Source organism: Salisediminibacterium beveridgei (genome assembly GCF_001721685.1).
Lineage (GTDB): Bacteria > Bacillota > Bacilli > Bacillales > Salisediminibacteriaceae > Salisediminibacterium > Salisediminibacterium beveridgei.
The window spans coordinates 395,834-422,603 of sequence record NZ_CP012502.1 but is presented as its reverse complement, the minus strand read 5'-3'; the positions used below and the strand labels follow the sequence as shown (position 1 = coordinate 422,603).

Annotated in this window: 20 protein-coding genes; 5 read left to right on the top strand and 15 right to left on the bottom strand. The window is 46.9% G+C overall.

The genetic code is table 11. From position 1 onward, the window contains the following. Nucleotides 1-50: 50 nt before the first annotated feature. On the bottom strand, nucleotides 51-1,607 hold the full coding sequence (locus BBEV_RS01835) for a C40 family peptidase (RefSeq protein WP_232318251.1): 1,557 nt from the start codon (nucleotides 1,605-1,607) through the stop codon (nucleotides 51-53). 460 nt (nucleotides 1,608-2,067) lie between these two features. Between BBEV_RS01835 and BBEV_RS01830 the strand changes: the two genes are divergently transcribed. After that, complete coding sequence (locus BBEV_RS01830; protein WP_069363907.1) at nucleotides 2,068-2,844, top strand: S1 family peptidase; 777 nt, start codon at nucleotides 2,068-2,070, stop codon at nucleotides 2,842-2,844. A 241-nt stretch (nucleotides 2,845-3,085) separates the two neighbouring features. Here the strand turns inward: BBEV_RS01830 and BBEV_RS01825 are convergent, their stop codons facing one another. The 5 genes from BBEV_RS01825 to BBEV_RS01805 all read right to left on the bottom strand — a co-directional run bounded on the left by BBEV_RS01825 (nucleotide 3,086) and on the right by BBEV_RS01805 (nucleotide 10,736). Beyond that, nucleotides 3,086-5,266: a glycoside hydrolase family 16 protein gene (locus BBEV_RS01825; protein WP_069363906.1), complete on the bottom strand. Its 2,181-nt coding sequence runs from the start codon at nucleotides 5,264-5,266 to the stop codon at nucleotides 3,086-3,088. Between the two features lie 420 nt (nucleotides 5,267-5,686). Continuing rightward, nucleotides 5,687-6,397 (bottom strand): response regulator transcription factor, encoded by a 711-nt coding sequence (locus BBEV_RS01820; RefSeq protein ID WP_069363905.1) that lies wholly within the window; start codon nucleotides 6,395-6,397, stop codon nucleotides 5,687-5,689. A 22-nt stretch (nucleotides 6,398-6,419) separates the two neighbouring features. After that, nucleotides 6,420-9,686, bottom strand: a complete 3,267-nt coding sequence (locus BBEV_RS01815; protein WP_157100899.1) for an ATP-binding protein — start codon at nucleotides 9,684-9,686, stop codon at nucleotides 6,420-6,422. 157 nt (nucleotides 9,687-9,843) lie between these two features. Continuing rightward, nucleotides 9,844-10,236: a DUF4870 domain-containing protein gene (locus BBEV_RS01810; protein ID WP_069363904.1), complete on the bottom strand. Its 393-nt coding sequence runs from the start codon at nucleotides 10,234-10,236 to the stop codon at nucleotides 9,844-9,846. 206 nt (nucleotides 10,237-10,442) lie between these two features. Then, nucleotides 10,443-10,736, bottom strand: coding sequence for a hypothetical protein (locus BBEV_RS01805; RefSeq protein WP_069363903.1), 294 nt, complete (start codon nucleotides 10,734-10,736; stop codon nucleotides 10,443-10,445). Nucleotides 10,737-10,866: 130 nt separating this feature from the next. On the opposite strand from BBEV_RS01805, the gene BBEV_RS01800 reads away from it, so the two are divergent. From BBEV_RS01800 to BBEV_RS01790, 3 genes are all read left to right on the top strand, one after another. Beyond that, nucleotides 10,867-12,177, top strand: a complete 1,311-nt coding sequence (locus BBEV_RS01800) for a hypothetical protein (RefSeq protein ID WP_069363902.1) — start codon at nucleotides 10,867-10,869, stop codon at nucleotides 12,175-12,177. Between the two features lie 121 nt (nucleotides 12,178-12,298). Beyond that, the gene (nagZ, locus tag BBEV_RS01795) at nucleotides 12,299-13,870 is read left to right on the top strand and encodes a beta-N-acetylhexosaminidase (protein ID WP_069363901.1); all 1,572 of its coding nucleotides are present in this window, start codon (nucleotides 12,299-12,301) and stop codon (nucleotides 13,868-13,870) included. Nucleotides 13,871-13,876: 6 nt separating this feature from the next. Next, on the top strand, nucleotides 13,877-14,845 hold the full coding sequence (locus BBEV_RS01790) for a GNAT family N-acetyltransferase (RefSeq protein WP_069363900.1): 969 nt from the start codon (nucleotides 13,877-13,879) through the stop codon (nucleotides 14,843-14,845). Between the two features lie 89 nt (nucleotides 14,846-14,934). On the opposite strand, the gene BBEV_RS01785 is transcribed toward BBEV_RS01790, so the two are convergent. From BBEV_RS01785 to BBEV_RS01750, 8 genes are all read right to left on the bottom strand, one after another. Next, nucleotides 14,935-15,666, bottom strand: a complete 732-nt coding sequence (locus tag BBEV_RS01785) for a helix-turn-helix transcriptional regulator (protein WP_069363899.1) — start codon at nucleotides 15,664-15,666, stop codon at nucleotides 14,935-14,937. Nucleotides 15,667-15,709: 43 nt separating this feature from the next. After that, the gene (locus BBEV_RS01780; RefSeq protein ID WP_069363898.1) at nucleotides 15,710-17,254 is read right to left on the bottom strand and encodes a DUF4127 family protein; all 1,545 of its coding nucleotides are present in this window, start codon (nucleotides 17,252-17,254) and stop codon (nucleotides 15,710-15,712) included. 15 nt (nucleotides 17,255-17,269) lie between these two features. Further along, nucleotides 17,270-18,142, bottom strand: a complete 873-nt coding sequence (locus BBEV_RS01775) for a carbohydrate ABC transporter permease (RefSeq protein ID WP_069363897.1) — start codon at nucleotides 18,140-18,142, stop codon at nucleotides 17,270-17,272. A gap of 12 nt (nucleotides 18,143-18,154) precedes the next feature. Next, on the bottom strand, nucleotides 18,155-19,120 hold the full coding sequence (locus BBEV_RS01770) for a carbohydrate ABC transporter permease (RefSeq protein ID WP_084007166.1): 966 nt from the start codon (nucleotides 19,118-19,120) through the stop codon (nucleotides 18,155-18,157). A 74-nt stretch (nucleotides 19,121-19,194) separates the two neighbouring features. After that, nucleotides 19,195-20,496, bottom strand: a complete 1,302-nt coding sequence (locus tag BBEV_RS01765; RefSeq protein ID WP_069363896.1) for an ABC transporter substrate-binding protein — start codon at nucleotides 20,494-20,496, stop codon at nucleotides 19,195-19,197. Nucleotides 20,497-20,567: 71 nt separating this feature from the next. After that, the gene (locus tag BBEV_RS01760) at nucleotides 20,568-21,740 is read right to left on the bottom strand and encodes an ROK family transcriptional regulator (RefSeq protein ID WP_069363895.1); all 1,173 of its coding nucleotides are present in this window, start codon (nucleotides 21,738-21,740) and stop codon (nucleotides 20,568-20,570) included. Next, nucleotides 21,733-23,097: an FAD-dependent oxidoreductase gene (locus BBEV_RS01755; protein ID WP_069363894.1), complete on the bottom strand. Its 1,365-nt coding sequence runs from the start codon at nucleotides 23,095-23,097 to the stop codon at nucleotides 21,733-21,735. Before BBEV_RS01755 ends, BBEV_RS01760 begins: the two co-directional genes overlap by 8 nt. A gap of 5 nt (nucleotides 23,098-23,102) precedes the next feature. Further along, nucleotides 23,103-23,798 (bottom strand): hypothetical protein, encoded by a 696-nt coding sequence (locus BBEV_RS01750; RefSeq protein WP_069363893.1) that lies wholly within the window; start codon nucleotides 23,796-23,798, stop codon nucleotides 23,103-23,105. Nucleotides 23,799-24,143: 345 nt separating this feature from the next. Between BBEV_RS01750 and BBEV_RS01745 the strand changes: the two genes are divergently transcribed. Further along, nucleotides 24,144-25,346: an ROK family transcriptional regulator gene (locus BBEV_RS01745; RefSeq protein WP_084007165.1), complete on the top strand. Its 1,203-nt coding sequence runs from the start codon at nucleotides 24,144-24,146 to the stop codon at nucleotides 25,344-25,346. Here the strand turns inward: BBEV_RS01745 and BBEV_RS01740 are convergent. Beyond that, a complete protein-coding gene (locus tag BBEV_RS01740; protein WP_232318250.1) occupies nucleotides 25,336-26,622 on the bottom strand; it encodes an MFS transporter in 1,287 nt (428 codons plus the stop codon). The genes BBEV_RS01745 and BBEV_RS01740 overlap by 11 nt on opposite strands. Nucleotides 26,623-26,770 lie beyond the last annotated feature (148 nt).

The window sequence follows — 26,770 nt, the reverse complement described above, 5'->3', positions numbered from 1 at the left end:
TTGGGCCCTCCCATCTTTATGCAAGTCATCATGTGTCTTAATCAGGACCGTTACCTGACTCGTTTTGCACCAAGATAGCGGGGGGCCCAGTAAGAAGAATTCAAGCTTGCCACCGTAACACCTGTTGAAGAGCCACTATGAATGAATTGATTATTTCCAATATAAATCCCGTTATGGGAAGGTCCGGGGCGATAGGTTTCAAAGAAGACAACATCCCCCACCCTCGGGCTTGAAACACTGGTCATTGCATTCCATTGCTGGGCAACGGTTCTTGGAAGATCTTTTCCATTTGCTTTAAATACAAACTGGATAAAACCGCTGCAATCAAATCCTGCAGGAGTAGTACCTCCCCATAGATATTTTACGCCCATGTAGTTTGAAGCGTCAGAAACCACGTTGATCGGCTGAAAGCCTGGCTCTGAACCATTGCGGGATGCTTCGCCCATATGAACGGCTGAGACTTCTTCAAGCTTTTCCATTGTCATCTTTGTCACTTCTCCGGAAGGGGTAAAATTCCATTGCCGTTGAAAGCTTTTAACCGCACTTTCCGTAATATCTCCGAAATAGCCGGTTGTGTTGGCATTGAAATGCCCTGTTGCTTTCAACATACTTTGAACTTCTCTGACGGAATCACTCCGGTCACCTTTTTTGACGACAAGTGAAGATGATGAGCCCGAAGAAGACTGGTCATTAGAAGGCGGTGTGTCTTCGATTTTTTTCGTGATACCACGCTCAATTTGCCTGTGGGTTTGCGGACCGTATACGCCATCAACCTTTATGTTGGCCTGCCGCTGCAAATCACGGACCGCATTTACTGTGGACTGATTGTAGCTTCCGGAAACAGTCGCAGAGAAAAATCCAAGTTTCTTTAATTCTGTCTGCAATAATTCCACTGCCTTCCCGGAATTGCCACTGCGTAAAATCTGGCCATTCAAGGTGACATTACTTCCGGGAGAAGCGGTTGAATTGGATGATGAACCGCTTGATGAACTGCTCGATGAACCGATCTCTTCATTTACTTTACTTAACGTCTGCGGTCCAGCAAATCCGTCCACCTGAAGGCCTCTTGCACGCTGGAATTGTTCAACTGCTCGCTTTGTAGCAGGTCCGTATGTACCTGAAATGGATGGGTGATCATAAAAACCGGCTTTCTTCAGATATACCTGTAATCTTGAAACATCTTCTCCACGTGTCCCTTGTCTCATGACACGGTTCGTGTTTGATACCGGTGTCACTGAAGTTGACTCAGAGGCGGAGGATGAACTGCTGCTTGAAGAGTTACCTGTTGCTGATTGACCGGATGCCGCTCCTAAACTGCCGAATGTTTGCGGTCCTGCAATACCATCGACGGTCAGATTGTTATCTTTCTGATAGCGGCGTAATGCGTCTTCAGTAATTGAGCCGAAATAACCTGTGGCAGTATGAAAAGTAAAGTAGCCTCTATCCTTCAGGACTTCCTGAAGCTGCTTTACATCCTCATTCTCCATTCCATTTCTCAGTGTTTCAGATCCAAATGAAGCTTCAACAATTTGTGGACCTGCTACAAAACCAGCACCCGCGATAGATACAACAACGGCCGTTTTTAATTTTGATTCAAACATCGACATTTCAACACCCCTTTTTTCTTATTATTTTTCCATTATATTAAAAGAGTCCATTCCAAACATAACAAAAGTTATGCATGAAAAGAAGTGTAATTAGCCTTATTTTAACAGTGAATTGCATTATTTCTGCATATGTATGCGAATTTCATGGTTTTTTCTATTGCAATCCGCTTCAATATCGACCTGTAACAGCCCTATCATGGAAGGATTGGACACTTTTTTACACCATCCATCTCACGCCTTCCGATCATTAAACCATTATGCATACCTATAACACATCCCGAAAAATGATACTTGGATCGGATTCATTTACAATAAAAGGGTTTAATCTGTGCTGATGTCGAAAGCCCTTTCTCCTTTCGTTTCCTTCACCTGTTGATCATTCACGTCACATTGATCATTCCCATTCAAGGTTGATTCAGGTAAAATAAAGAAAATATGTTGATTGAGAGGAGAGGGAACGATGTCAGTGGACCCAAAACACCCTTTTACACCTCAGGGCACAAAAACAAAATGTTTCATCTCCATGATTGTGTTTACCCTTCTCTTTTTCATGGCAGCCTGTCAAAATGAACCGGATCAAAAAAATGCTATTTTTGCTCCGATGAATAATTACGAACTCGAATTGCGTGAATCGATAGTGGAGAGTCAGTTTTATAGAGAACGGATCCCAAAGGAATTACTTCACCCGGTCGTTTCCATACAATCCACCCATCAGAATGGAACCGGCTTTTATATCAGTGACCATCATATCGTCACAGCAGGACACGTAGTCCAGGGATCGGTCCTCATTACATTCTTTAACGAACATGACGACTCTGCCTATGGTCATGTCATCGGATTCGACCGAAGCAGAGACATTGCCTTGATCAAAGTCATTGGCAAAGAACAAACACCTTCCCCAATGACTTTTTCAAAAGCCTATCCTGAAACAGGAGATGCTGTTGTACTTCATTCTGCAAAGGAAAAAGTGCAAGGAGAAGTCACAAACGTGGACAAACAAATAGAGATTGCTCAAAACATACAGGACAGCCTGATCACGATTAACATCCCGGTCCAACAGGGACAAAGCGGTTCCCCTGTGACGGATTCAGAAAACTTGGTAATCGGTTTTGTGACAGCAAGATCCCTTATTGATGACGAAACAACATTCGTCATGCCCATGACAGAACTGATTGAATCCGTCAATGAATGGATCGATTCACCATTGTCTCCAAATCAAATTCTGACTAAATATTAAAGCCCTTTGTCATATTCACTTACTATCAATTTACTGGAGTGTCCGAACATCATTCTCCGAATCATGTTCGGATAGCTCAGTCTCAACACCCCATAGGAACAATCTTTTAGTGTTGTCCCTGGCCCATCTCTCAGATTATTTTCACTTGTTCAGATGAAAAATGTTTGAACTTTCAGCAGTAAAAGCAAAAGCCACCGGATTTAATACACCGGTGGCTTTACTGCTTAATACTATTGAAAGATCATCGATTGTTACCATTTCCGTTTCGATTTTCCTTTGCGTGATCAGGAATCTGGTTTCGCTCTTTTGAAGGTTTGCCTCCTTCAAGAAGGCCTTTAGGCTGTGCAGGAATATCGATCGTTCGCCCATTCCCATTGATGATTGAAAGGTTACCATTTTCATCTACTGATTTATTGTGAAGTCCGGGATGTCCTCGCATATCCTCTTCTTCACCTTTTTCGACAGGTACCAATCTCACATTGTCCAAATAAATCGAGTATGGCGTTTCGGGTTCTACGTCACTGGCTGTGCGCCCCAATCCAAACATAAAATTAAAGTCTCCCGTTTCGCTCACATTGATATAGGAGTGATACGTATCCATCTCACCATCCACATCGAAAGTCAGAATTCCTGTATCAGATCCTACAAGCTCAACGTAAACCGGACGATCTTTTTCTGACCGCATATCGAATGCCACTTTGTAGACGCCCTCAGGGACAGTGACGTCTTGCATAAATTGAATGTGCCACCATTCCCAGCCTGGTTGATTGATCGTTGCCTTCAATTCCTCGACCACAATTTCAAACGCCGCGGATCCGGCATTTGGATCATAATCACCCATATTAAAAACATTCCAGACGATCGAGTTATTTTCATCACCGAATTCCGTGGTGTACTCGAAGGAACCGTCTTCAATCAAACTTTCGCCTGATTCGACCCAATGATCAAATTCATTTGGATCAGATGGGCCATCTGATTCGCCATCAACTGCTACTTCAACCAATCTGACATTGTCCAGATGCATGTCATATGGTGTATCCAGTTCCGGCTGATCTCCATCTCTTCCCAATCCGAACAATACATTCAGGTCACTTGGTGAATTGACTTCAAAGTAAACTTCATGAGTTTCCATGTCATTGCTGACTTCGACGTCCACTAAACCGGACCCTGAACCATCCAATTTTGTTCGGATGGTACGTTCTTCTTCGGATCGCATATCAAATTCAAGTTTATAAGTTCCTGCTTTTACGTCAGGAACATCTTGCATCAATTGAATATGCCACCATGTCCAGCCAACCTGATTGATTGTTGCTCTCAATTCCTCATTTTCAATGGTGAAATCTGCCTTACCACCATTAGGGTCATGATCCCCCATGTTAAAGACATTCCAGTCGAAACCACCATTTTCGTCACCAAATTCAGTCGTTGTTTCAAATGTGCCATCTTGAATCAGGTTTTCACCGATCTCAACCCAGTTTTTTGATGGATCAACTGTTGGTTCCTCATCCGAATCATCCGGATCAATGTACTCTCCCGGCGGCGGGTGTTCAGCATCTGCATCTTCATAGACGCGGACATAGTCCACTTTCACCTGTCCCGGGAACACGGTCGTCTCATCCGGTTCACCACCGTACCAGCCACCAATAGCAAGATTCAAAATCATATGAAACTCCTGATCGAATGGCGCCGGATATTCCCCGTACTTTGTACCCCATTCGGTTTTCGTTGAATACAGCTCATCATTGACATACCAGCGGATTTCCCCCGGTTCCCACTCAATGGCGTATTCATTGAAATCCGTTGTTCGCCTGTCTTCAGGGAAATGATACTCTGCCGCTGTGTACGTGTTGTCAGGCCAGAGATCACCGTAATGGATTGCTGCACCGACCTTGTCGGTTTCTGATCCGCGGTTTTCCATAATATCAATTTCGCCGGACGCTGCCCAACCGCCATATACATCATCCTGCGGCATCATCCAAAATGCAGGCCAGTAGCCCTGACCCTCAGGAAGTTTCATACTTGCTTCAAAACGGCCGTATGCCTGGCTGAACGATTCATCAGTCAGAACTTTACCGGAAGTGAAGTCGTAATCACCTTTATCATCACTGACGGATTCTTCCCTTGCTTCCAGGACAAGATGACCGTCGTCAATGAAGACATTGTCTTCCTGATACGATTGGGATTCATTATTTCCCCAGCCCTCAATCCAATTATCACCATCATAAAAACCATTCCCGATATCAATTCGCCACTTATCCTGATCCAATTCATCGCCATCAAACTCATCGTTCCACGTCATTTGCCAGTTCGGACCTCCACTTTCATCCGATTCAGGTCCATCTGACTCCTGCGCTCCCGCCAGTCCTGTAAAACCCGGCATAATCAATAATACTGCCATTAAACTGATCAATGGTTTTTTCATTACGCTTTTCCCTCCGTTTGATGTTTGGATTTGAGTCTGCCCGCTGCTCATGCTTCGACATTGCAACTCACCACCTCCCATAAAAACACTTGACGAAACCGCTTTCGTAATCACATAAAAAATACACTGTATTATCGTGTATCCCCGCTCTAAAAGCAAAAATAATCCGTCCGAAAAACACAGTGATGGCATCGACATATTTTACGTAAGTTGTACGAAAGCGCTTTCGTATAACTTACAATGAATGGTTTCCTTTGTCAACTCTATTTATGAATCAATCTAAAGAAAACCTGGCTTTTCGCCAAGTCTATGGCGAAAAGCCTTAGTTGCACTTATACTTTAATCCTTTAACGAAGTTATTCTTTCCTAAAGTATGAAAATAAGCCCCCAGTTGTTTCAACAAGGGGCTTACGCACACTTCTATTCAGAGACTTTTTCAGAACCTGTAGAAAACCGGTACCCGAAGCCGCGCACGGTTTGAATATACACCGGCTGATTAGGTCTCGCTTCTATTTTACTTCGCAGGTGACTGATATGCACTTTGACCGTCTCCACAAATCCGGTGGCATTCAGATCCCAAATTTGATCGTACAATTGCTCATGGGTCCACACCTGATTCGGATTCGTTGCCAGATGCATCAGCAGCTTCATTTCTTTAGCGGTTAACGCAACCGGTTCGTCATTGACATAGCACTGGTAGTGATTCAAATCAATTTTCAGCCTGCCGAAATCCAGTATTTCATTTTGATCCTCCGGGTTTTTTTCGTATATCCGGATGTTTGCTTTGATGCGCGCTTCCAGTTCTTCAAAATCAAACGGCTTGGTCATGTAATCATCGCCACCGAGTTCAAAGCACTTCACTTTGTCTATCGTATGACGACGGACACTGAGAAAGATGATCGGAATGGACTTCTGTTCACGGATCCGCTCACAAACCTCAAAGCCATTTTGCTCGGGCATTTCGATATCAAGTACAATCAGATCAGGAAGATAAGCTTCCGTTTTCGACAGCGCTTCGTCCCCATCTTGTGCAGTTACTACCTCATAGCCCTTGCTGTTCAAAAATTTGCTGGTCATCTCCCGAAGATCCGCTTCATCGTCCACAATCAGAACCTTTTTCGTCTTCGTCATGATCCACCCTCCTGAAATGAATTCAAGTTTCTGTTTTCTCTATTCTCCTAAGCGGCAGCTTCACAAAAAAGACGGCTCCTTCACCCAACTGACTTTCAACACGCACATCGCCATCATGATTTTCCACAACCTGCTTGACAATCGCCAGGCCAAGTCCCGAACCATCCGGGTGAGATCCGTGAGAATCCTTGCCTCTGTAAAACCGTTCAAACATATGCGGTACATCGTGTTCATCGATCCCGCTCCCGTTATCTTTCACAGCCACCACTACTGTTTTTTCTTCATGATCGATGAGGGCATGAATGCCGATCTCACCATCTTCTTCAGACGTATACTTCGCGGAATTTCTGACGAGGTTGGAAAACACCTGATCCATCCGATTCACGTCCACATGACAGCACCACGACTTGGCTTCTTTCTCCAAAAACACCCACTGTAACCCAGTAAAGAGCCGGTCATGCTGTTCCACTTCAAACCGGCACGTCTCTTCCACCTGACTGAGCCAGTCGTACAGTACATGGTCATCTTTTTCCATAGCTGCTTGTCCTTTTTCCAATTTGGACAAATCGTACAGATCATTGATTAACCGGTTCAACACCTGGATTTTTTTGGCCACTTGTTCATGGTAGTACGTATCGTCCAACGCAATCAGGCCCGCTTGGAGGGATTGCATATAACTGTGAATGATCGCAACAGGTGTCCCGAGTTCATGCGCAATGCTCGACAACAACTGCTTTCTCATCTCCTGGGCATCCATCAGATCCTCATTCGCCTGAAGCAGATCCTCATTGACGTCTTTCAGCGCTTCCGTTCGCTCCTCTACTTTCTTCTCAAGCAGTTCATTCAGCGATTTCAATTCTTCATTCATCGACCGGATCCGAATCAGAGTGCGGACCCGGGAAATCAGCTCGAGCTTATCACAAGGTTTCACGAGGTAATCATTGGCGCCTGCCTCAAAAGAAACCACTTTATCACTCAAACCGCTTTTCGCCGTCAGCATCAAAACCGGCAAGTCGATCAGCGAATACGTTTTCCGTATTTCCCCGCACACCTCATATCCGGACAGACCCGGCATCATCAGATCCATAATGATCAGATCGACCTTCTGCTCATCAAGAATGTCCAGCACTTCCTGACCCGTCGATGCAATGAGCACGTCATAGCCTTCCAAAGAGAGCTGATTGGTTAACACCTGTAAATTCACCGCTTCATCATCCGCTACAAGGATACGGCTCTTCCCGCTTCTATGAACAAACACTTTCTTTTCCGCATAGCCTTCTTTCAACGCCGGCTGTGTTTGAAGCAGATCATCTGTCTCCTGTTGCTGTTCATGAACCGGGAGACTGAAGGTGAACGTCGATCCTTCCCCGGGGATGGTTTCCGCGAACAGCGTTCCTTTATGCAAATCCACCAGTTTTTTCGTTACCGAGAGCCCGATACCGGTCCCGCTCATCTGCGCACCGAATTCGGTTTCCGCCTGGTAGAACGGATCGAAGATGTAGTCCACTTCCTCCTGCTTCATTCCCCTGCCGGTGTCCGTCACACTGATCATCACGACTTCCCCTCTTTGAGAGGCAGAAAGGACAATTTCTCCTTCATCCGTATACTTAATCGCATTACCGACAAGGTTATACAGGATTTGCTGAAGACGGTTCGGGTCTGCATATACCATCGGCAGGTCGGCGGGAATCGCTGTGGTCAGTGCCACCGGTTTGTTTTTAAGCAGCGGCCGGGTGACCGTCACCACAATATCCATGACACCCTTCACTTCGACGGGCTTTACCGCAAGGTCCAGGGAATCGTACTTCAACTTTGAAAAATCAAGAATATCATTCACCAGGTGCGCCAGCCGGTTCCCGCTTGCCACGATCGTTTCCAGTTGTTCTTTCATGTTTTCCGTCGGTTCTCCGGCTGCCCCGTCCCGTAAGGACTCGGCCATACCGATCATCCCGAACAACGGCGTTCTCAGCTCATGGGACGTCACTGCAAGGAATTCGTTTTTCAGGATATCTGCCTGTTTTAAATTCTCCATCGCCATTTCCTGACTTTCCCGCGCCTGTGCTTCCGCTTCTTCTTTCTCTTTTCGAATCAGACTGATTTTGTCCGCCAAAGCGAAACTGAGAACGACGACTTCGATCGTCATCGCACCTTGCCCCGCGTAATCAGCAAACAGCGAAAACGGGATCACGACCGCCCGCTCCAGCATCGTAATGGCCACACCCGTCAGAAAGATCATCCAGCCAAGGAGAAAGAACCGCGCCTGACGCACCCCTTTTCTGAAACACTGAAATGCTACCGTCAAAACCGCTACGAACGTCGCAAGGGCCCCGGCAATCATCATCGTGAGCGCTGCGGTCGTTGAGATAAACAGCATGACGATCACAGCCGTATTCCATCCAATCAGACCGTAGGACACTTTCCGGAACCCCGGAGTATGTTCATCCGCGTCGAGAAAACTGCGGGTGAACATCAGAATGAAGATACTGCCCAGTCCGACCCAAAACGGTGTGGAGATCTGATTCCACCCAGGGTAATCCGGCCATAAATACTGAAAGCCAATGCCGTTGATCGACAGTTTCCCCATTAAGGTGCACGTCATTGCCAGCACATAATACAAATAGCTTTTAATTTTCAAACTGACATACAAAAACAAATTGTAGACAATCATCCCGGAGACGACGCCATAGAAAATCCCCAGAATGATGAGTTCCACCTGCGTGCGTTCCATAAATGAATCAGGATGCCACAGGTTGATCGGCGGGTGCAGATCACCGCTCCCCTTCGCTCGGACAAAGAATGTTTCACTTTCCCCAGGCGCGATGTCCAGTTCAAACACAAAGTGCCGGTGATTCATTTCCCGGTCATCGAACGGAAAACCGACCGCCCCCGTCTCGGCAATGACTTCATACCCGCTGTCGCGGTCCTGATAAATATCCAGCTCATAAATCAGCGGAAATGCAAACTCCAGCAGCCACTCCGACTGATCCGACTGGTTATCCAGTTCAAAACGAAGCCAAGTGACCGAATCAAAGAAACCAGGGCGCTGTTCAACAGGTTCGCCTGTGAAGAACTGTTTTTGAAATTCCGCGGAAGCGACCTCTTCAATCTGAAGCGTCATCTCCCGGTCTTTGATCATCTCGATACCCGGATAGAGGCTCGTTGACGTCAAATCCGGATCAAGCTGAATCCGTTCTTCGGCGTCCGGTGAATAGACCGGAAACCATATCAGAACAGAGATAAGCAGCACAAAAAGCAACCACCACCAGCTTTTCTTCAAAAATGACTGCAACGATTCACCCCCTCCTTTTAAATAAAACACTCTTTACCTTATTTCTTATATTTTAACAAATTTCCAGATGATTTAAACACAATTATGAATATTTTGTGAAATAAAAAGAAGTCACTGGAGGTTAATCCAGTAACTCCCAAAGTAATAATCCTTGTGATTATTTGTTCATGTTACCGACTTGCTGTTCGGCGAGTTCCCCAGCGACAGGGAATTTGAACCATTTACCCTGGTACGCCTTCAGCATGCAAACAATCCAGATGACGAAACCGACAGGAGCCAACAAGAGTGAGAAAATCCAGCCAATCAGTGGAATAAATCCGATCACCATACTCAATACAAACATGAACAACCAGATGAAAATCGACTGCATGGCATGATAACGCACAAACTGACTGTCTTTCTCGATGACAAGAAACAGAATACCGGTAATAAATCCAAATGAATACGTCAGTAGACCTGCCACATTGCTGTCCAATCCCGTTGAACTTTTTTTGCCTGCTCCTTCGTCACGAAATACGCCGGAACCACCTGTTGAATTTTGATCTGTCATGCTTCACTCCTCCTTTTTAATGTGCTGACTTTCTCTATGTACCCTCATTATAGCCCATGAACGTTAAAATAAGGTTAAAAATTCTAAATATTATGACATTAACAGCATCTTTTTTTATTCTCTTCATTTCAGCTGATAAAACAGGTACTAATAGGCATACAAAAACACCTGCTTCCTTTTCAGAAGACAGGTGTTTTGTCGTATGCTTATCGTTTTCCAATGCCCTCAAGCCACGTTTTCAGTCCCGCTCTCGGGTAATAGACCGTCTGGTTGATGACGATATGCGGAATGTCGGGATGATCCTGAATCAGGTTCTTGGCATCCTCTTTTGAAATCCCCATGAAGTGGTGCACGTCTGACTCTTTAATGAGCTCGTGATCCCCTTCTTCATTCAGCTGATCGATCAAAGACTTCGATCCCGGCTGCCCGAAATTCTTCATGCCTTCGCTGATCAGGTACGCTCCAACAACGATCGCAATCGCAAGATAAAATCCTTCCATATAGGCCTCCACTCCCACAAAAAAATATTTACTCTTTTACGCACTTTCATGACCATTCGATGTAATTCAAACATTTATTTCATTTTACCTTATATAATAATCTTATCAACATAAAAAAGGAGGAAAAAGCATGATCAAAAAAGTATCGATTTTAGTCATGGTTCTTTTTGTTTTGAGCATGACTGCAGCTGCCGCTTCGAATTTTCTGAACTCAGACATCCCTGAAGAAGTGTTGCCGGAGAATCACGCCGATTATCAGCTTCAATATTCGATCATCATTGAAAATCAGGATGACGGCGATATCCTTAAGACACAACCGGACGGCGATGAGCGAAAAATCGGGAACGTCCTTGTTCCTGCAGATTCCACTTATACTGCATCCGATGGATTTTGGGCCGCCCAGTTTTCCCGCTCCATCTTTGATTCATCTGCCAATGTCACAGCCACCGCCGTGAACGCCATGCACATCAGGGTTGCACCGGACGATATGTATGATCCGAAAGAAGCTCAAAAAGGACGCGATGAAGTATGGAAACCTCAACTTATATCACTCCTTCCTGACCGTGAATACAATAAAGCCGGCCCGGGGCCGCATCCTGGAAGAATCTCAACAGATATTCCGGGGGGTAGTGAATTATTCGGTGGAACTGCTTCAGCGTATGTCGGTTCGCCCGTCTACTATCTGAATGACGACGGTGAATGGATTGATATGGAGGACTATTATCAGATCAATTCCATCGATTCTGCGCCAGACAGGATCAAAATTGATGTTCACAAGCCATCAACTGATCAGGGCAGTCCAACATCCATTGTCTTTGAAAATGAAGAAAACGGAGATGTTACACTGAACTATGGCAGTGATTATTCCAAAACGATTGCCACGGTACTGCAGCGGGTTGAAGGAACCGGACGCTTCGGCGGATCGGAGTATGCTGATACCGGGTTTGTCCGGGCCAATCACGGCGGGGTTCTCGACTTGTCCACGTCACCCTATGTCGGATTCACCTGGGATATCGAGCTGATGGGCGGCTTTCAAATCATTCCTGCCAATCACGCCGTCTACTCCAGACATTTTCTGGATCTGAACTATATCGACCGTCCACAATACATGGTCATCGCCCACACCGGAGCAGAAAAAGACGATTTACTGAACCCGGTTTATTTTGACGAAGACGACGGTCTTTCCTATGATCCGCATTTTGAAGCCGTCGCACCAGTTTTCGCCAACTACATTAAACCGAAACACGTCACCACCCATGACATGGTTTCACCAAATGCGAACCTGAATGCCATTCCTGAGAATACCATCAAAGGTCAGTCCACACGATTTGAATTTTCCTTCGATGATGGTGAAACCTGGCACGAACCGGAACCTGCCGCAGGAACATTTGACGACAACTTGATTGATGTCACGCACATCAAAGTCCATCTGTTATACTGATCAACACATCAATCTTTCAACAAAAGTATCACGCAAACAGAAACACATCCAGAATAAGAGAATGCAGGCATACGCCTCATTCTCTTATTTCTACGATTCCCAGTAATTTGGAGGGTATTCTATGAATCCAATTGAAAAAGCAGGTCAACTGTTTATCATCACCGTTGAATCAGATGAACTAGATGACAATCTGAAACATTCCATTGATCACTACAACATCGGCGGCCTGATTCTGTTTCAACGAAACCTCACATCCTTGCAACGGACAATCCGTTTCATCCGCGATGTTCAGGCTTATGCCAAAAAAGCTGGAAGACCACCTCTATGGATTTCCATCGATCAGGAAGGTGGTGGTATTTCCTATTTGTTCAAAGAAATGGCCGTCTCCCCGGGGAACATGAATCTGGCAGCAGGGCCAAATGCCGAAGCGCATGCGGAAAAAGCCTATTCCATAATGGCTGCTCAACTTAACGCTATCGGTTTTAACATGAATTATGCACCGTTGCTTGATGTCAATAATAATCCCGACAACCCGGTGATCGGCACACGTGCCTTCAGCGAAGATGTTGATGAAGTGAGCCGGTTATCCGCCATTGCCGCCAATGCCCAGCAAAAAGAAGGCATCCTGGCTTGTGGCAAGCATTTCCCAGGACATGGGGACACGACTGTCGACAGTCATTTGAGCTTACCGGTACTAAGCAAAACCATGGATGACATGTATAACCTGGAACTGAAGCCGTTTATTCATGCATTCAATCACGGGATGAAAGCCGTCATGACAGCCCATATTGTTTTCTCCACCATCGATCCTGACAGACCGGCCACGTTGAGTCCGGCTATTTTGAAAGGCATTCTCAGAGACAAGCTATCATATGACGGCCTGATCATCACCGACTCTATGGAAATGGAAGCCATCGCAAGTTTCTATGGCAAAGAAACCGGCACGAAAATGGCCCTTGAAGCAGGCGTGAACATCATCCTTGCCTGCGGACGCAATTATCCCGCCCAGTGGGCAATGATTGAAGCCGCCGCAAAAGCCATGAATAACGAAACCATCATGCAAAACATCAACGACTCACTGGCCCTTCAGCATCAGTTCAAAGAAGCATGGATCGACACTTCGTTCCCACTCAGTGAAAAGGAGGTCATCGAAAAGTGCCATGCTCCGTCCGCACACGAAAAAATGACAGCCATTGCTGCTGACGGCATTACCGTGCTGCAGAACCCCAAGCAGTTGTTAACAGACGCATGGAGGCATACCCTGCTGATTTCACAGACCTCCTTCAACGATGAAAATTATCAGGGAGAACGGACCAATCCTGCCATTGACGCACCTGTCTTCAAAGACATGACCCAAGTATTCACCCGTTCCGAAGTCCCGGATGCCTCCGAAAAAGATACGGTGCTAAAACAGCTTACACACCACGACAGGGTGATCATTCTCTTAAATACCCGGCGCCACCTGGAAGAAGAATGGGAGGCTTTCATCAGGGAAATCCATGAACAGAATCAGCATATCGTCGTCGTCTCCCTTTGGAACCCCCAGTTGTTCCGAAATCTGAAAACACTGGACGGACTGACAATGGTCGCTACCTACAGCAACACCAGTCATACCATCCATGCCCTGAGTGACATCTTGTGTGGAAAAAAACAGGCCATTGGCCAATTGCCAGTCACTGTTGATTTGAGGTGAAACGTTATGATTCAGTATGATTCCCTGTATCGTCACAATATCCTGCATTGGCTTGAAGAATTCATCCGTTTATGGAATATCGTGATGCCAGAAGCATTCCCGCTTCAAAAAGCACTCTTTGTACGCAACATTCTCCAATCCTCCAACCTGGATCTCCACCGCTCCAGTATGGCTTTCCTTGAAGGTCGTCTCGTCGGTCTTTGCATCGTGAAGTCAGCCCCTTCAGAAAACAGACAAAACAGCCAACAGGCTGAACAGCTTTGGATTTCACTGATCCTTGTAGACAAAAGATTGCAAAGAAACCGCATCGGCAGCACCTTACTGAAAGGAATCCATCAGAAACCGGTTCCCGTATCCGACATCCATTGCGGAATGGATCCCGGGCACCTGTTCCCAGGTGTTCCGGACCAGCTTCATGCCGCCATCGCTTTTTTTGAACAGGCAGGATTTCAGCACACGGGGCAAGCCTTCGATCTAACGGGAAATCTGCAGAACTGGGAGCGAAAAACCGCACCGGAAGCCTTCCCTTATCTGGTTCGGCGCTTACGTCCGGATGAACAGGGCGACCTCCTGAACCTCATCAGACAGGAGTTCAGCTCAAGGTGGTACGAAGACACAAAAGAACAATTGCTTCATGAACGAACTCCGCATTCCGTCATCGGTTTGTTTGATGGGGATCAGCTTGCAGGCTTCACCCATGTCCACGTACCAACTGACAATTTCTATCTTCCGAGTGTCTACTGGCAATCAACCGGCACCTTGACTGAAGGTGGACTTGGACCGGTAGGCATTGCCAGTCAACTTAGGGGAAAAGGACTGGGGACCTGGTTTATGGAAGAGGCCCTTGCCATCATGAAGAAGGAAGGAACAACAACCATGTGCATCGACTGGACGATCCTGGTCGAGTTCTACAGAAAATTTGGCTTCACCCCCGTGCAGACCTACCACCATTACAAACTGGATCAGTTGCCGTAACCCAAAAAACCGTCCACCTTCTCCATGCACTGCTGGAGGTGGACGGTTTTGATGTGATGAAAGAAACGGATTTGATTCCTCTGTTCAACTCAGAATGGTATCAAACAAGCCCGCCGTTTTTCCTTTTTTTGTCTTGCGACAACATCCCGCGGTAAGATGCCCCAATATTTCCTGAAGACCTTTGTAAAATAGCTGACATCATTAAAGGCCAGACGATTGGATACATCTGTTACCAGATGCCCTTGATCCAACAGGTCTTTGGCCCGGATCATTTTTTTCTCAGTCAGATAACGGGAGAACGATGAACCCGTCTCTTTCTTGAACAACCGGCTCAGATAGGATGGATTGACATAAATATGCGCCGCTGCCTCTGTTAAAGACAGTTCATCTTCAATGTGATCATGAATATAATGAAGGGTTTCGATGATTAACGGGTGTCTGATGTCCTCTGTTGACTGTTTGTAGCTGATAATCGATTCGATCACCGGAATCAGCGACAGATACACATCTTCTTTCGACTGATGATCCGTCTGGAAACGGGTGAAATGCCTCGCATCAATCACTTCCTGCACAATCCATTCCTGCTTTTGAATGTAGCTGATCATCAAACTGATCAGATGATAATGTTTCTCTTTCAAATCAATGGACTCAGTGGGATGAAACGACGTGTTGAGAAGATAATTTTTGGCAAGCTCCTTGGCCCACTGTCCGTCACAAGCGTCCAAAGAGAACACCATGTCCGTATTGAGAACATCCATCTGATCACCGGCATAACTTCGACTCACATTGCCTGAGGGATTCGACATTCTGATCTGATTCAAAAGCTTATCCTCCTTTATCCCATCTTCACGTGCTCATGAGTGATCACAATACGGCTTCTGTTTTCACCTGCACTTCAAACGTCCGGTTCCACGGCAATTGACACTTACTCATTCGCCAGTCCTCTGCAGGGGCTTTGACGGAACTGTTCTTTAGAGACATTTTCAACTCCTCGAAAAAGGGTTTCATTTCTTTGATCACGGTCTCATTCACTTCATCGTAGTGATCTTCGAGATTTGTGCTGTGAATGCCCAGCTTTTTCTCCATCAACGTGTTGACGCTCCCTCTCACATGCGCCTGGAATGCCCATTCATCCATCGCCCGGTTGAACATAAAGGCCAGATGGGTGCGGCTTACGGTATCTCTGTCCACGATTGTTTCTTTTGCCAGCTGATGAATCAGGCAATGTCCGATGCAAGTACCCAAGGAATTGCCTGCTGTATTCCAACCGGCATAAGCGGAAAGCTGAAAATACAAATCTTCCTCCAGCAAAAATTGCATCAACTCCACGTCGGACGCATTCGGAAAACTAATATCCGCCACGGCCACGGTTTTTCCATCGGTCAGATCACGGTCCAGTGATTCAATAAAATACAAAAGCTGATGACGTGAATTAAAATGCCCTTTCATCTGATGATCCAGATTTCCGTCCAGATTTCCCTGAATTGGCGTATTGACGTAAAGGACGATATCCGCCTCCTGAATATCCTCTGTGACGATGGCACCTGCAGCCGTCAGATGGCTGACCACCGTTTCTTCAATCGGACGGTCCTCAAATTTAGCCACGAGCAGTTTGCCTTGCTGTGACGTATATTTCGGATAAATTTTCAGCCGTTTGCCCATAAAATCCTGTGCCATTTTGGCCAACAGGGTCTGGGTCGCTTCATCTGCTCCCGGATAAACCAGAACTTTCCGCTGAACCTTTTGATAATAAATCTCTTTCATTAGCTCATGCTGTTCCTGCAGATGCATCCCGATAGCACTAGCGTCTTCCTGCGTGATGGCAAGGAAATCGATAATCCCTTCCGCTGCCCATTGAATCATCTTCTGATTCATGGCGTGATTGCGCTCGCGTGCCTGCAAATATTCAGCAAGCACCTCTTTAGGGAGATTGGCTTTCACCCTGGCCAGCTCTTCTTCCACGTCTTCATTGAGTCTGTGCAGCCGATCGTACAACTGCGAATAGTCAAAAACATGTTTCCAGTATTCCGTAAACTGTCTGTTCTTTGTGGAAATGGAGATCCGCATCAACACGTTGACCGCATAGATCGTTAACGTCGGATAGGCCTTTTTGATGTCCTTGATTACATCCACATGCTGATGACAGGTCTCAAGGGAACGTTTCATCATCCGTGAAGGGACCAGTCCACCGTAAGCCAGCTGGTCGATGGCCAACACCATGCCATCGACTTCACCGGCTACTTCCATCAGCCAGCTCTTGATCTTTTCCACATCACCAAAGTACGTGAATTCGCCTAGAATGTCTTTTGGTGGCTGAATGACTTCGACGACACCAAAGTCACCGAAAATCTCTGTGAAATCATAACAACACGGGCGGTTATCCAATGGTAAGACTGCGATTTTTTTCATCCGCTCTCCCCTCCATTACTTATCCGACTGTATATTTAGATTCATGAAATACTTTTGAGCAAAAACGAATACAATAATAATTGGAATCGTAACCCAAACTGTTGCCGCCATGAGCGGCCCCCATGCAGTAGTGTATTGGGAGGTTTGGAAACTTTGCAGTCCTAATTGAACAGGCATCATATTCTGATCGTTTATGACAATCAATGGCCAGAAGAAATCGTCCCAAATCATGGAAAAAACAAACACCACCAAGGTTGCCGATGCTGGTTTAATCAGAGGGAACATGACCCGCCAAAAAATCCCAAACTCAGAAGCCCCGTCGATCCGGGCGGAATCTTCAAGACTTTTTGGAAGAGTCATGAAAAACTGCCGCATGAGAAATACCCCGAATGGGAATAACAACCTCGGAACGATCAGGGCACTATACGTATTCAACAGCCCCGTTCCCCCGCCCCATAAATCGTTACCGCCGGCAAATGGGAAGTTGACGATAATCAGATACAGGGGAATCAGCATGACTTCAAATGGCATCATCATTGATGCCAACAGGAGAATGAACAGGAAATCCCTACCTGGAAATTCCAGTCTGGCGAAAGCATACCCTGTAAGTGCACTTAAAAATAAAGAACTGAATGTAATGACCACAGCCACATATGTTGTATTAAAGAAGAATCTGGCCCACGGTGCTGCGTACCAAGCTTCTACATAATGTTCAAAAGTGATGTTCTGCGGTATGATGGTAGGCGGATAGGAGAACATTTCCGTGTTCGGTTTCATCGACGTCACGACCATCCAGATAAAGGGCCAAAGCATGATGATCGAAACTATAATCAGAACCACATACAACAGCGTCAAACGAGTTATTTGACGGGCTCCTAATTTATTCATAAATTGGCCTCCTTACAGGTCATAGTTGACTTTTTTCTGGGTGAAATACATGTTCACCAAAGTTAAAATGAAGATAATCGCGAACAAAATAACTGCAATGGCAGATGCATAACCCATTTCATAACGTTCAAAACCATGTACAAACACAAGGTACACTAAAGTTGTCGTCGAACCTACAGGACCTCCGGATGTCATTGCATAGATTTCACCGAAAGTCTGAAATGTACTGATCGTCGCCATGACAAAAACAAAGAATGTAGTTGGTGCAAGTAAAGGAAACGTAATTTTCCAAAAACTTTTCCACCTTGAAGCCCCTTCAATAGAAGCCGCTTCATATAATGTTTTCGGAATGGACTGTAAACCCGCTAAAAAAATGACCATGTTCCATCCGACACCTTTCCATACCCTCATTAATGCAAGGGCCGGCAATGCAAGGTCAGGGTCATTCAGCCAGTCTTGTGGATTGATACCTATTTGAATCAACACATAGTTGATCAATCCATTATTCGAATCGTAAAGCCACATCCAGATCATCGACGCTGCAATGATGGAAGTGACAACAGGTACATAAAACGCTGCCCTGAAAAAATTCATACCTCGGATCGATCGATTTACGAGCAATGCCAGTGCCAGCGAGATCCCAATATTAAGAGGGATAACCATCAGTGCATAATAAGTTGTATTCCAAAGGGCATTGTGAAATGCTCCGTCACTAACAAGCCTTGTGTAATTATCCAGGCCGACAAATTCTCCCGGATTAAAGATACTGTAATCTGTAAAACTCAAATAAAATGCCCAAAAAACGGGTATAAACAAAAATACGATAAACAGGAGATAGGCTGGTGCAATAAATGTATAGCCTGCTATGGCTTTTCGCCTGTTCATTCTGCTGCTGAGAAATAACCTCTGCCTTTGAAAATAGTTCGGTTTTTTCGCAGAGGACACAGAAGGTGGATGGTTCGGTTGTCTCTCAGACATGTAAGAATCCCCCTGGTTCCTTTAGAATCAGGGGAGGAAACCCGACCGCCTTCCTCCCCTGTTAATCACTCGTTTCAACGCTGCATTTCAGCGTTGATTTCCTGTTCTGCGTTCTGCAAAGCCTCGTCAGGACTGACCTGTCCGTAAATGGCCGCTTCAACATTTGAAGCAACAATGTCCCGGATAGCTGTCCAGCGTGGAATGTTCGGATTCGCCTGGCCATTCACTTCTGCAGCCAGTTCCACGAATTCGGCCATCAGACGATCATCCTGAATGAAGTCCGCTTCGGCTATGGAATCTCTGACAGGAAGGAACTTCAGCTCTTCCGATACTCTTGCAATACTCTCTTCACTGCCCATAAATTCAAGCACTTCACCTGCGGCATCTTTATGTTCTGAATTAGCATTCATGAAGAACCCGGATGAACCGACCAATGTCGTCGTGCCTTCCTGTCCTGCAGGGGGTGCCGCGACTGATACATTTTCATAGGCATCAGGAGTGTAACTGATCAATTGGTCAATTACCCAGACCCCGTCAAATGTAAAAGCAACTTCACCAGTTCCCAGCGGATGCTGATCCCCTTGGCCATCCATGCCTGCCAGTGGCGTCAGGTCATTCTCAAAAAACGCGGCATAATCTTCGATCGCTTTGACAGCTTCATCAGAATGAATCACCGCTTCTGTGAAGTCTTCATTGAGGATATCCCCTCCGTTAGACCAGAGGAAAGAACTCCAGACCTGCTGAAGGTCATTCCCCTCGTTCGGCAATGTGGTAGCCGCCCGTTCAAAACGGTCACCGTCTCTTTCCACAAAAGCTTCACTGACTTCGATCAGCTCCTCCATCGTTTCTGGAATTTCAACACCTGCTTCTTCAAACAGATCGTGTCTGTAGAACATCATCCGGTTCGCACCCTGGATCGGCAGGACAAAATGCTCCTCATCAACGACACCTGCTTCCATGTAACCATCATTGAAATCATCCAAGTCATCCCAGCCTTCAAAATAGCTGTCCAGTGGTTCAATTTGCCCTTCACTGGCAAAACCTGCCGCAGCGGCTGCACCGTGCATAAATATGTCTGGTCCCACACCACCCGCAAGCGATGTACTGAGTTTCTGGTCGAGTTCGCCCCATGGTTCAAACTGCACATTCACTTCAATATCCTCAGACTGATTATTGAAATCATCGATGATGCCGTTAAACGTTTCCTGAATGTCCGGACTATTCCCTGCTACCCACAAGGTCACTTCTTCAGCATCTCCACTGGCGCCATTACCGTTCGCGTTGCCGTTTCCTTCAGCGCCATCTTCATTATTTCCACAAGCGCCCAAAAGCAGTAATCCCAATGTACTCAGTCCTGCTGTTTTTAACCCTTTCATGTCTAAATCCCCCTTACTGATTTTAGTTGAACCATTGACCTGACCCGAAATGCCGGCGCCGTTCACCTCCTTCACGTGATTAAATGTTTAACTGCATATTCCTTACCAATCATGAGACTGCCGTGAATGGCAGCATTGCTATGCTGATCGGACACTTTTAATTCAATCGGGAACGGATAAATCCGGTAAATTTCTTTTTTGACTTCCGGAAACAAAAACGTGGACAGTGCCATCATCTCCCCGCCTATGACAATCATTTGCGGATTAATGAGGGCCGCCACATTGCAGATCATCAAGGCCACCTGTTTCGCAGACGCCACCAGAAGGTTGATCACCTCCTGATTCCCTTTCATCAATTCATCCTGGACCCGTTGTAAAAAAACATCGTTGTCCTCTTCTATAAGCAACGCTTCCTGGCCGGTGAGCTGTGCCACTTTTTTTTTCAGGGCGTGTATGGAAATTTGATTTTCGTAATAGGATGTCTGATTGCCACTTAAGGTCGAGCTCATCAAGGCCACTTCACCGGCCCCGCCGAAAGAGCCTTTGAAGATTTCTCCTTCAATGATCAAACCCGATCCGAGTCCTCTGCCGATACTGATAAAGACCATATTGTCACAGGTTTCATGGCTATTTAACCGGCCGTATTCCGAGACTGTAGCGACGTTGATGTCATTTTCCAGCAATACTTTCGTTTGCAACCGCTCGGCGAGAATCTGTTCAGGATCTGCGTCCAACCAGTTCAGTTGATCCGGATCGAGCCTGATATGGCGCTGATTGGAGATGATCCCCGGTGACGCTATGGTCACGACGAGGACTGCAGCCAGTTCGATCCCTGCCTTTTTGATGGACTTTCGGATGTGCTCTTCAATGAGATCAATCAGTTCATATCCTACATTATTCTTTGTCTTCGTTCCTTCAAGGATGATTTTCGGTTCACCCGACAGGTCACTGACCGCGCTTACGATTTGACCTTTGCTCAAATCGACGCCGATGATGTACCCATAGTCAACGTTGAATTCGAGCATGATCGGTTTTCGTCCGGATACGGAAGACCCGGGCCCCGTTTCCTGAAGCAATCCGGATTTCAACAGCGAATCAACATTGCTCGAAATACTCGGCGCGCTGATGTTCAATTTTTTGGACAGTTCTGCTCTTGAAACCCGTTCATTATCAATGATTTCTTCCAAAATCAGATTCTGATTATGGACTTTAACAAACTGTTGGTCGCCCCGTCGTTTAATCATGATGAACCGTCTCCCCTAAAAAACAACCTCTCGCCTTTAACAATGCCTGAATTTCCTGAATGTCCACTTCCTCCGGCAGACATTGCTGTTTCGCAGCCACTGCTCCCGCTGTGCCGGCAGCCTGACCGACTAGCATAGCCGTTGGTGTGACTCTTGCCGAAGCCAAGGCTTCATGTTCTGCAGACAAACACCTGCCTGCGGACAACAGATTTTTGCGGTAATCATTCAGGATGGAGCGGTACGGGATGTGATAGATGGTTCCCGGTTCCATTTTCAAAACATTCAATTCATCTCCGTCGGGGGAGTGAATATCGATCGGATACGATCCCGGCGCAATCACATCATCGAATGTACGTCCCTTGACGACGTCTTCCCCTGTTAATTGATACTTGCCCAGGGTACGACGAGATTCCCTGACACCGATTTGCGTACCGCAATTGATGAGGACGGCATCCTCACAGCCCGGAATGTATTTCTGCAAAAAGGCGACCACTTCCATAACCTGTTGTCGGCTGATCACTTCTGCTCTGCTCAGAGCGTTGCCATCTGTCGCATCGTAGCGGATTACCCTTGTCATATTGACCGTCACTTCACCCTCTGCCGGTAATTCAAAAAACAGGACCCGGTCCCTGGCTACATTAAAATCCCCGTTATCCTTCCCTTGTTTGACCAGATCGAAAAATCCTGAAACAGCGACAAACGGGACTTCCTCCCAGCCTTCCGCAAGAACAAATTCATCTGGGTAATCGATCATGTACTGTTTCACTTTGGCAAGATCGACCCGTCCAAGCCGGAACATCATACTCATCGGCTGCGCCAGTCCGTCCTTCTTTCTTCCTTTTTCAAACGGAACATCTGACTGGGCAACCACATCCCCATCACCGGTGCAGTCAATGAAGACGTGGCCACTCACCTGAAACGCCCCGGACTTATTATATAAATGAAGCGCTTTCAAATCTGATTGTTCCGTGACCTCAACACCCGTGACTACCGTGTGTAAAAGCAACTCTGCGCCGCTTTCCTCGACCATCTCCTGGTATACATATTTCAGTTTTTCCACATCCACCGGTGTGATGGTCGGGACAAAACCGATCATGTCCTTGACGTGACCTGGTGTCCCGCCGATCTTTTTCAAACGCTGAATCGCTTCCTCCGCTAATCCGAAGGCAATTTGATTCTCTCCGGCATGGAAAGTCTGAAGAGGACCAACCAGTGCATTTGTGGCCATTCCACCGAGGAATCCGTACCGTTCGATCAGCAAGGTCTTTGCCCCTTCTCTTGCAGCGGCCACCGCAGCCATAATGCCTGATGGGCCACCGCCTGCAACCACAACATCATAATGGTCAAAATCTGTCATCTATCTCACATCCTTTCGGTTTCTATTGCTTCTTTGAAGGTTTTCAGACTTTCGTAAATCGTCTCCGGTGTTTTACCGGTAACAATTGCGCCGGCCATAAGACCACTGATACCGGTCGCTTGTAATGCCTGAATATCTTCAATGAGGATATTCTTCTGAGTTGGCACCACGACAGGCTGACTCACACCCGCCACCAGCTCTTGATAGTGATACAGATCGTTCATCGTCAGTCGCTGTCCATAAGTTTCAGAATTCATAATGGACGCTTCGAGAATGTCTGCACTGCTTTGTTTGAATGCTTCCAGATCAGCTTGCCGGTAATGATTCGACAAAGCGATCATTTTTTCCAACTGATTATCGGCGGCCAGCCAGGCCGGTGCTGTATGTGCGTAAATAGAAAGAAAATCAAAACCGATCTCCTGCAGCTGATCCAATTCCTTCTTTGTGACTTTCTCCGGTGCATCTCCAGGAACAATACCGATCGGTCCGTTGAAATGCTTCCTTAAAAATGTAAAGGCCCGTTCATTTTCAGCCAATGTTCCAAACCAGTTCCCGCTTGCCCGGTGTTCCACATTCATATGCACTTTGATTACATCAACCTCGGCATCAATCGCTGCTTGGATGACGTCTTCATGATTGGAAGGCAAACTGGCAATCAGGGTCAATGACTTCGATGTAAGCCTGTCGTGCAGTGTCGGCAATGGAATTCCTCCTTTAGTAAGATGAATTAATTAACTTACCTAATTTATTCGATACCACAATGGTAGTGTTAATTGTCAAACTAATCAATCATTAATTTCATAAGGTAAAAAAATTACCAGTCAATTAAATACTGTCGTTTGCGTCAAAGGTCTATTTACCCTCATCCAGTCCTCTGGTGAATTGCCCTGCACCCGTAATTCGATGACCTAGTCGTCTCCCTTTATTTACACCAATCATTACTTTGTTTAGAATATAAACAAACATGACAGATCATCTGTCATGCTTAATCATTCGAGAGAAACGTATGGACAACTGAACATACTGCCAGCAGAAGGAGGGGTTTTATGATTGACGCGCAGGTTCCTCATTCATTGAGGATTCAAAATAAATCACTCGTATTAAACATCATTCGCGTGAAAAAAGAAATTTCCCGGGCGCAACTAGCAAAAGAAACCGGGTTGACAAGAGCCACTGTTTCCCAGATCGTCAATGATCTGCTGAAGGACAATCTGATTCGGGAAACAGGAACAGACTCCAATGCAATGGGAAGAAAAGGGATTCACCTCAGTTTTAACGACGCTTACGGATACGTCGTCGGCATTGACCTGGGTGGCACAAAAATCTGTCTCTCCGCTTCGGATTTCAACGGCACCATCCTTCATAAACACACGGTGAGAACCTTTGAAAGTCCGGACAAACAATCCTTTCTGGCATCCTTCACGACGGCCATCAAACACTTCATCCACGAATCAGGCCTGGAAATCGGCCAGATGAAAGGCATCGGTGTCGCAAGCCCCGGCATTATCGACTATAAAAATGGGATCATTGTGGAGGGGTCTCCCAATATCCCTGATTGGGAAGAAACAGAGCTTGCTTTGATATTGACTGAAACATTTGATGTAGTGGCTGTGGTGGAAAACGATGTACGCTCGGGGTTACTCGGAGAAATGACCCGGGGAAAAGCCAGAGGCGTTCAAAATGCCGTTTTGATTTCCATTGGAACAGGGATAGGATCGTCCATCATGGTTGATGGCAAGATCGTGCGGGGAATGGGAAACGCAGCAGGTGAAATCGGCTATTACCTGTTCACACCCGAGCAGTTGCAAAAAAAATGGACCCAACTCGGCTGCATGGAATCCATCGTGTCAGGAACAGGTTTGATTGCCTACTATCAATCCCTGACCGATGATCAGAAATCCCCGGCTTTCAAAACCACGGCAGATCTTTTCAAGGCAGCGAAGAATGGCGAAGCCCGGGCGATGGAGATGATGGATATCTTTACCGACCACCTTGCCATTGCTATCTTGAATCTGATGAATACCGTCAATCCGGAGAAAATCATCCTCACCGGGGGGGTCTCCCGCTCTGCTGAACAATTTTTACCCAGACTGCAGGAGTGGATTGACACCCACTCCTTTAAAAGAACCCAAGTGGAAATTGAAGTCAGTCAATTGTTTGAAGACGGTGCCCTCTATGGGATTTCCCTTTTGGCCATTCAAGCCGCGTTGCCGGAATTTCAAATGATCCAGCAGACCGCTATGAAGTGATCACCTCACCCCGAGCCGACATCCACCGCACAATCGGGATAATCAATAAGGATACGACCGCTCCGGCAATGGACAGGGTCGCAAAGTTGCCGTACATGACGACTACGCCGGATAACCCGCCGCCGAAAGCACCGGCCAGGGCAATCCACACATCCACTGTCCCCTGGGTTTTTGCCCGGGTCAAGAGCGGAGTTGAATCAACGAGAATGGCCGTGCCGCTGATGAGCCCGAAATTCCAGCCGAGACCAAGGAGCATCAGGGCAAACATGATGGCCATCATCGAATCGGCCGGGCCAACGGCCGCCAGCACTCCGGATATAAAGAGCGTCACCCCGGACGCCACCGCCATCACCTTCCGGCCAAACCGGTCCACCAGGTACCCGGTGACTAAAGACGGCAGGAACATCGCACCCACATGGACACCGATGACCATGCCGATGGCTCCCATGCTGTGATCATGGTTCCCCATGTGAATCGGGGTCATCGTCATGATCGCCACCATGACAAACTGGCTCAACACCATCAGGGCAGCGCCTGCATAAATCCCCCGCCGGTTCGCCGGTCGGGCTTTCGGTCTGACTGTTCCATTGATGTCGTCCGCAAGATCCTGTTCACGGGTAATCGCTTGTGCCAGGAGAAACGGGTCCGGCCGCAAGAAGACGAACAAGACAAATCCGGCAAGCAGATAGGCGGCACCCGCGAGTAGAAAGGGCCCAGCCAACGCAGGAATCCCGAATACCAAAGCGACGTCCCCCATCACCGATACGAGATTCGGTCCGGCCACGGCACCAAAGGTGGTGGCGACCATGGCGATGCTCACCGCCTTCGCCCGCTGGGTTTCACTGGCCAGATCCGTCCCTGCGTAACGCGCCTGCAGGTTCGTCGCCGTCCCCGCCCCGTAGATGAAAAGGGCAATGAACAAGAGCGGCACATGGTTCAAAACGGCCGCGATGACCACCCCAACGGCCCCGAGTCCCCCTGCGGTAAACCCGATGGTCAACCCGATCCGGCGCCCGAAGCGCTGGGAGAACCGCCCCACAAGAAGTGCTGCAAGGGCCGACCCTAACGTGAAGAGCGCTGTTGGCACCCCGGCAATTCCCTCGGTGCCGAGCATTTCCTGAGCGAGCAAGGCCCCGACAGTAATTCCCGCCGCCAGCCCCAGGCCCCCAAACAACTGGGACAGGCCGACGATGAATAACGTCCGTTTATACAGCTCTGTCTGTTTTTCATGTGAAGCGATGTAGTCGTTCATTGTAGTGGTATGTCCTCTTGACATGATTCGATCAACCTTCCCCATCTATGAGCATGACCTGAGCATACCACGTACCCACAACGGTATTCAATCCATCGGCAAACAGGTACTTCCCGTGTAATCTATGGGGATTTTAGGTCGTTTTTCGCCAACTAGCGGATGAGAGAGCCGG

Excerpts from the sequence above, each read along its gene's own strand:
- BBEV_RS01800 (WP_069363902.1), top strand. The coding sequence starts at position 10,867 with ATGATCAAAAAAGTATCGATTTTAGTCATGGTTCTTTTTGTTTTGAGC.
- BBEV_RS01825 (WP_069363906.1), bottom strand. The coding sequence starts at position 5,266 with ATGAAAAAACCATTGATCAGTTTAATGGCAGTATTATTGATTATGCCG.
- BBEV_RS01755 (WP_069363894.1), bottom strand. The coding sequence starts at position 23,097 with ATGACAGATTTTGACCATTATGATGTTGTGGTTGCAGGCGGTGGCCCA.
- BBEV_RS01760 (WP_069363895.1), bottom strand. The coding sequence starts at position 21,740 with ATGATTAAACGACGGGGCGACCAACAGTTTGTTAAAGTCCATAATCAG.
- BBEV_RS01745 (WP_084007165.1), top strand. The coding sequence starts at position 24,144 with ATGATTGACGCGCAGGTTCCTCATTCATTGAGGATTCAAAATAAATCA.
- BBEV_RS01740 (WP_232318250.1), bottom strand. The coding sequence starts at position 26,622 with ATGTCAAGAGGACATACCACTACAATGAACGACTACATCGCTTCACAT.
- BBEV_RS01770 (WP_084007166.1), bottom strand. The coding sequence starts at position 19,120 with ATGTCTGAGAGACAACCGAACCATCCACCTTCTGTGTCCTCTGCGAAA.
- nagZ (WP_069363901.1), top strand. The coding sequence starts at position 12,299 with ATGAATCCAATTGAAAAAGCAGGTCAACTGTTTATCATCACCGTTGAA.
- BBEV_RS01790 (WP_069363900.1), top strand. The coding sequence starts at position 13,877 with ATGATTCAGTATGATTCCCTGTATCGTCACAATATCCTGCATTGGCTT.
- BBEV_RS01820 (WP_069363905.1), bottom strand. The coding sequence starts at position 6,397 with ATGACGAAGACGAAAAAGGTTCTGATTGTGGACGATGAAGCGGATCTT.
- BBEV_RS01830 (WP_069363907.1), top strand. The coding sequence starts at position 2,068 with ATGTCAGTGGACCCAAAACACCCTTTTACACCTCAGGGCACAAAAACA.
- BBEV_RS01805 (WP_069363903.1), bottom strand. The coding sequence starts at position 10,736 with ATGGAAGGATTTTATCTTGCGATTGCGATCGTTGTTGGAGCGTACCTG.
- BBEV_RS01810 (WP_069363904.1), bottom strand. The coding sequence starts at position 10,236 with ATGACAGATCAAAATTCAACAGGTGGTTCCGGCGTATTTCGTGACGAA.
- BBEV_RS01775 (WP_069363897.1), bottom strand. The coding sequence starts at position 18,142 with ATGAATAAATTAGGAGCCCGTCAAATAACTCGTTTGACGCTGTTGTAT.
- BBEV_RS01765 (WP_069363896.1), bottom strand. The coding sequence starts at position 20,496 with ATGAAAGGGTTAAAAACAGCAGGACTGAGTACATTGGGATTACTGCTT.
- BBEV_RS01835 (WP_232318251.1), bottom strand. The coding sequence starts at position 1,607 with ATGTCGATGTTTGAATCAAAATTAAAAACGGCCGTTGTTGTATCTATC.
- BBEV_RS01780 (WP_069363898.1), bottom strand. The coding sequence starts at position 17,254 with ATGAAAAAAATCGCAGTCTTACCATTGGATAACCGCCCGTGTTGTTAT.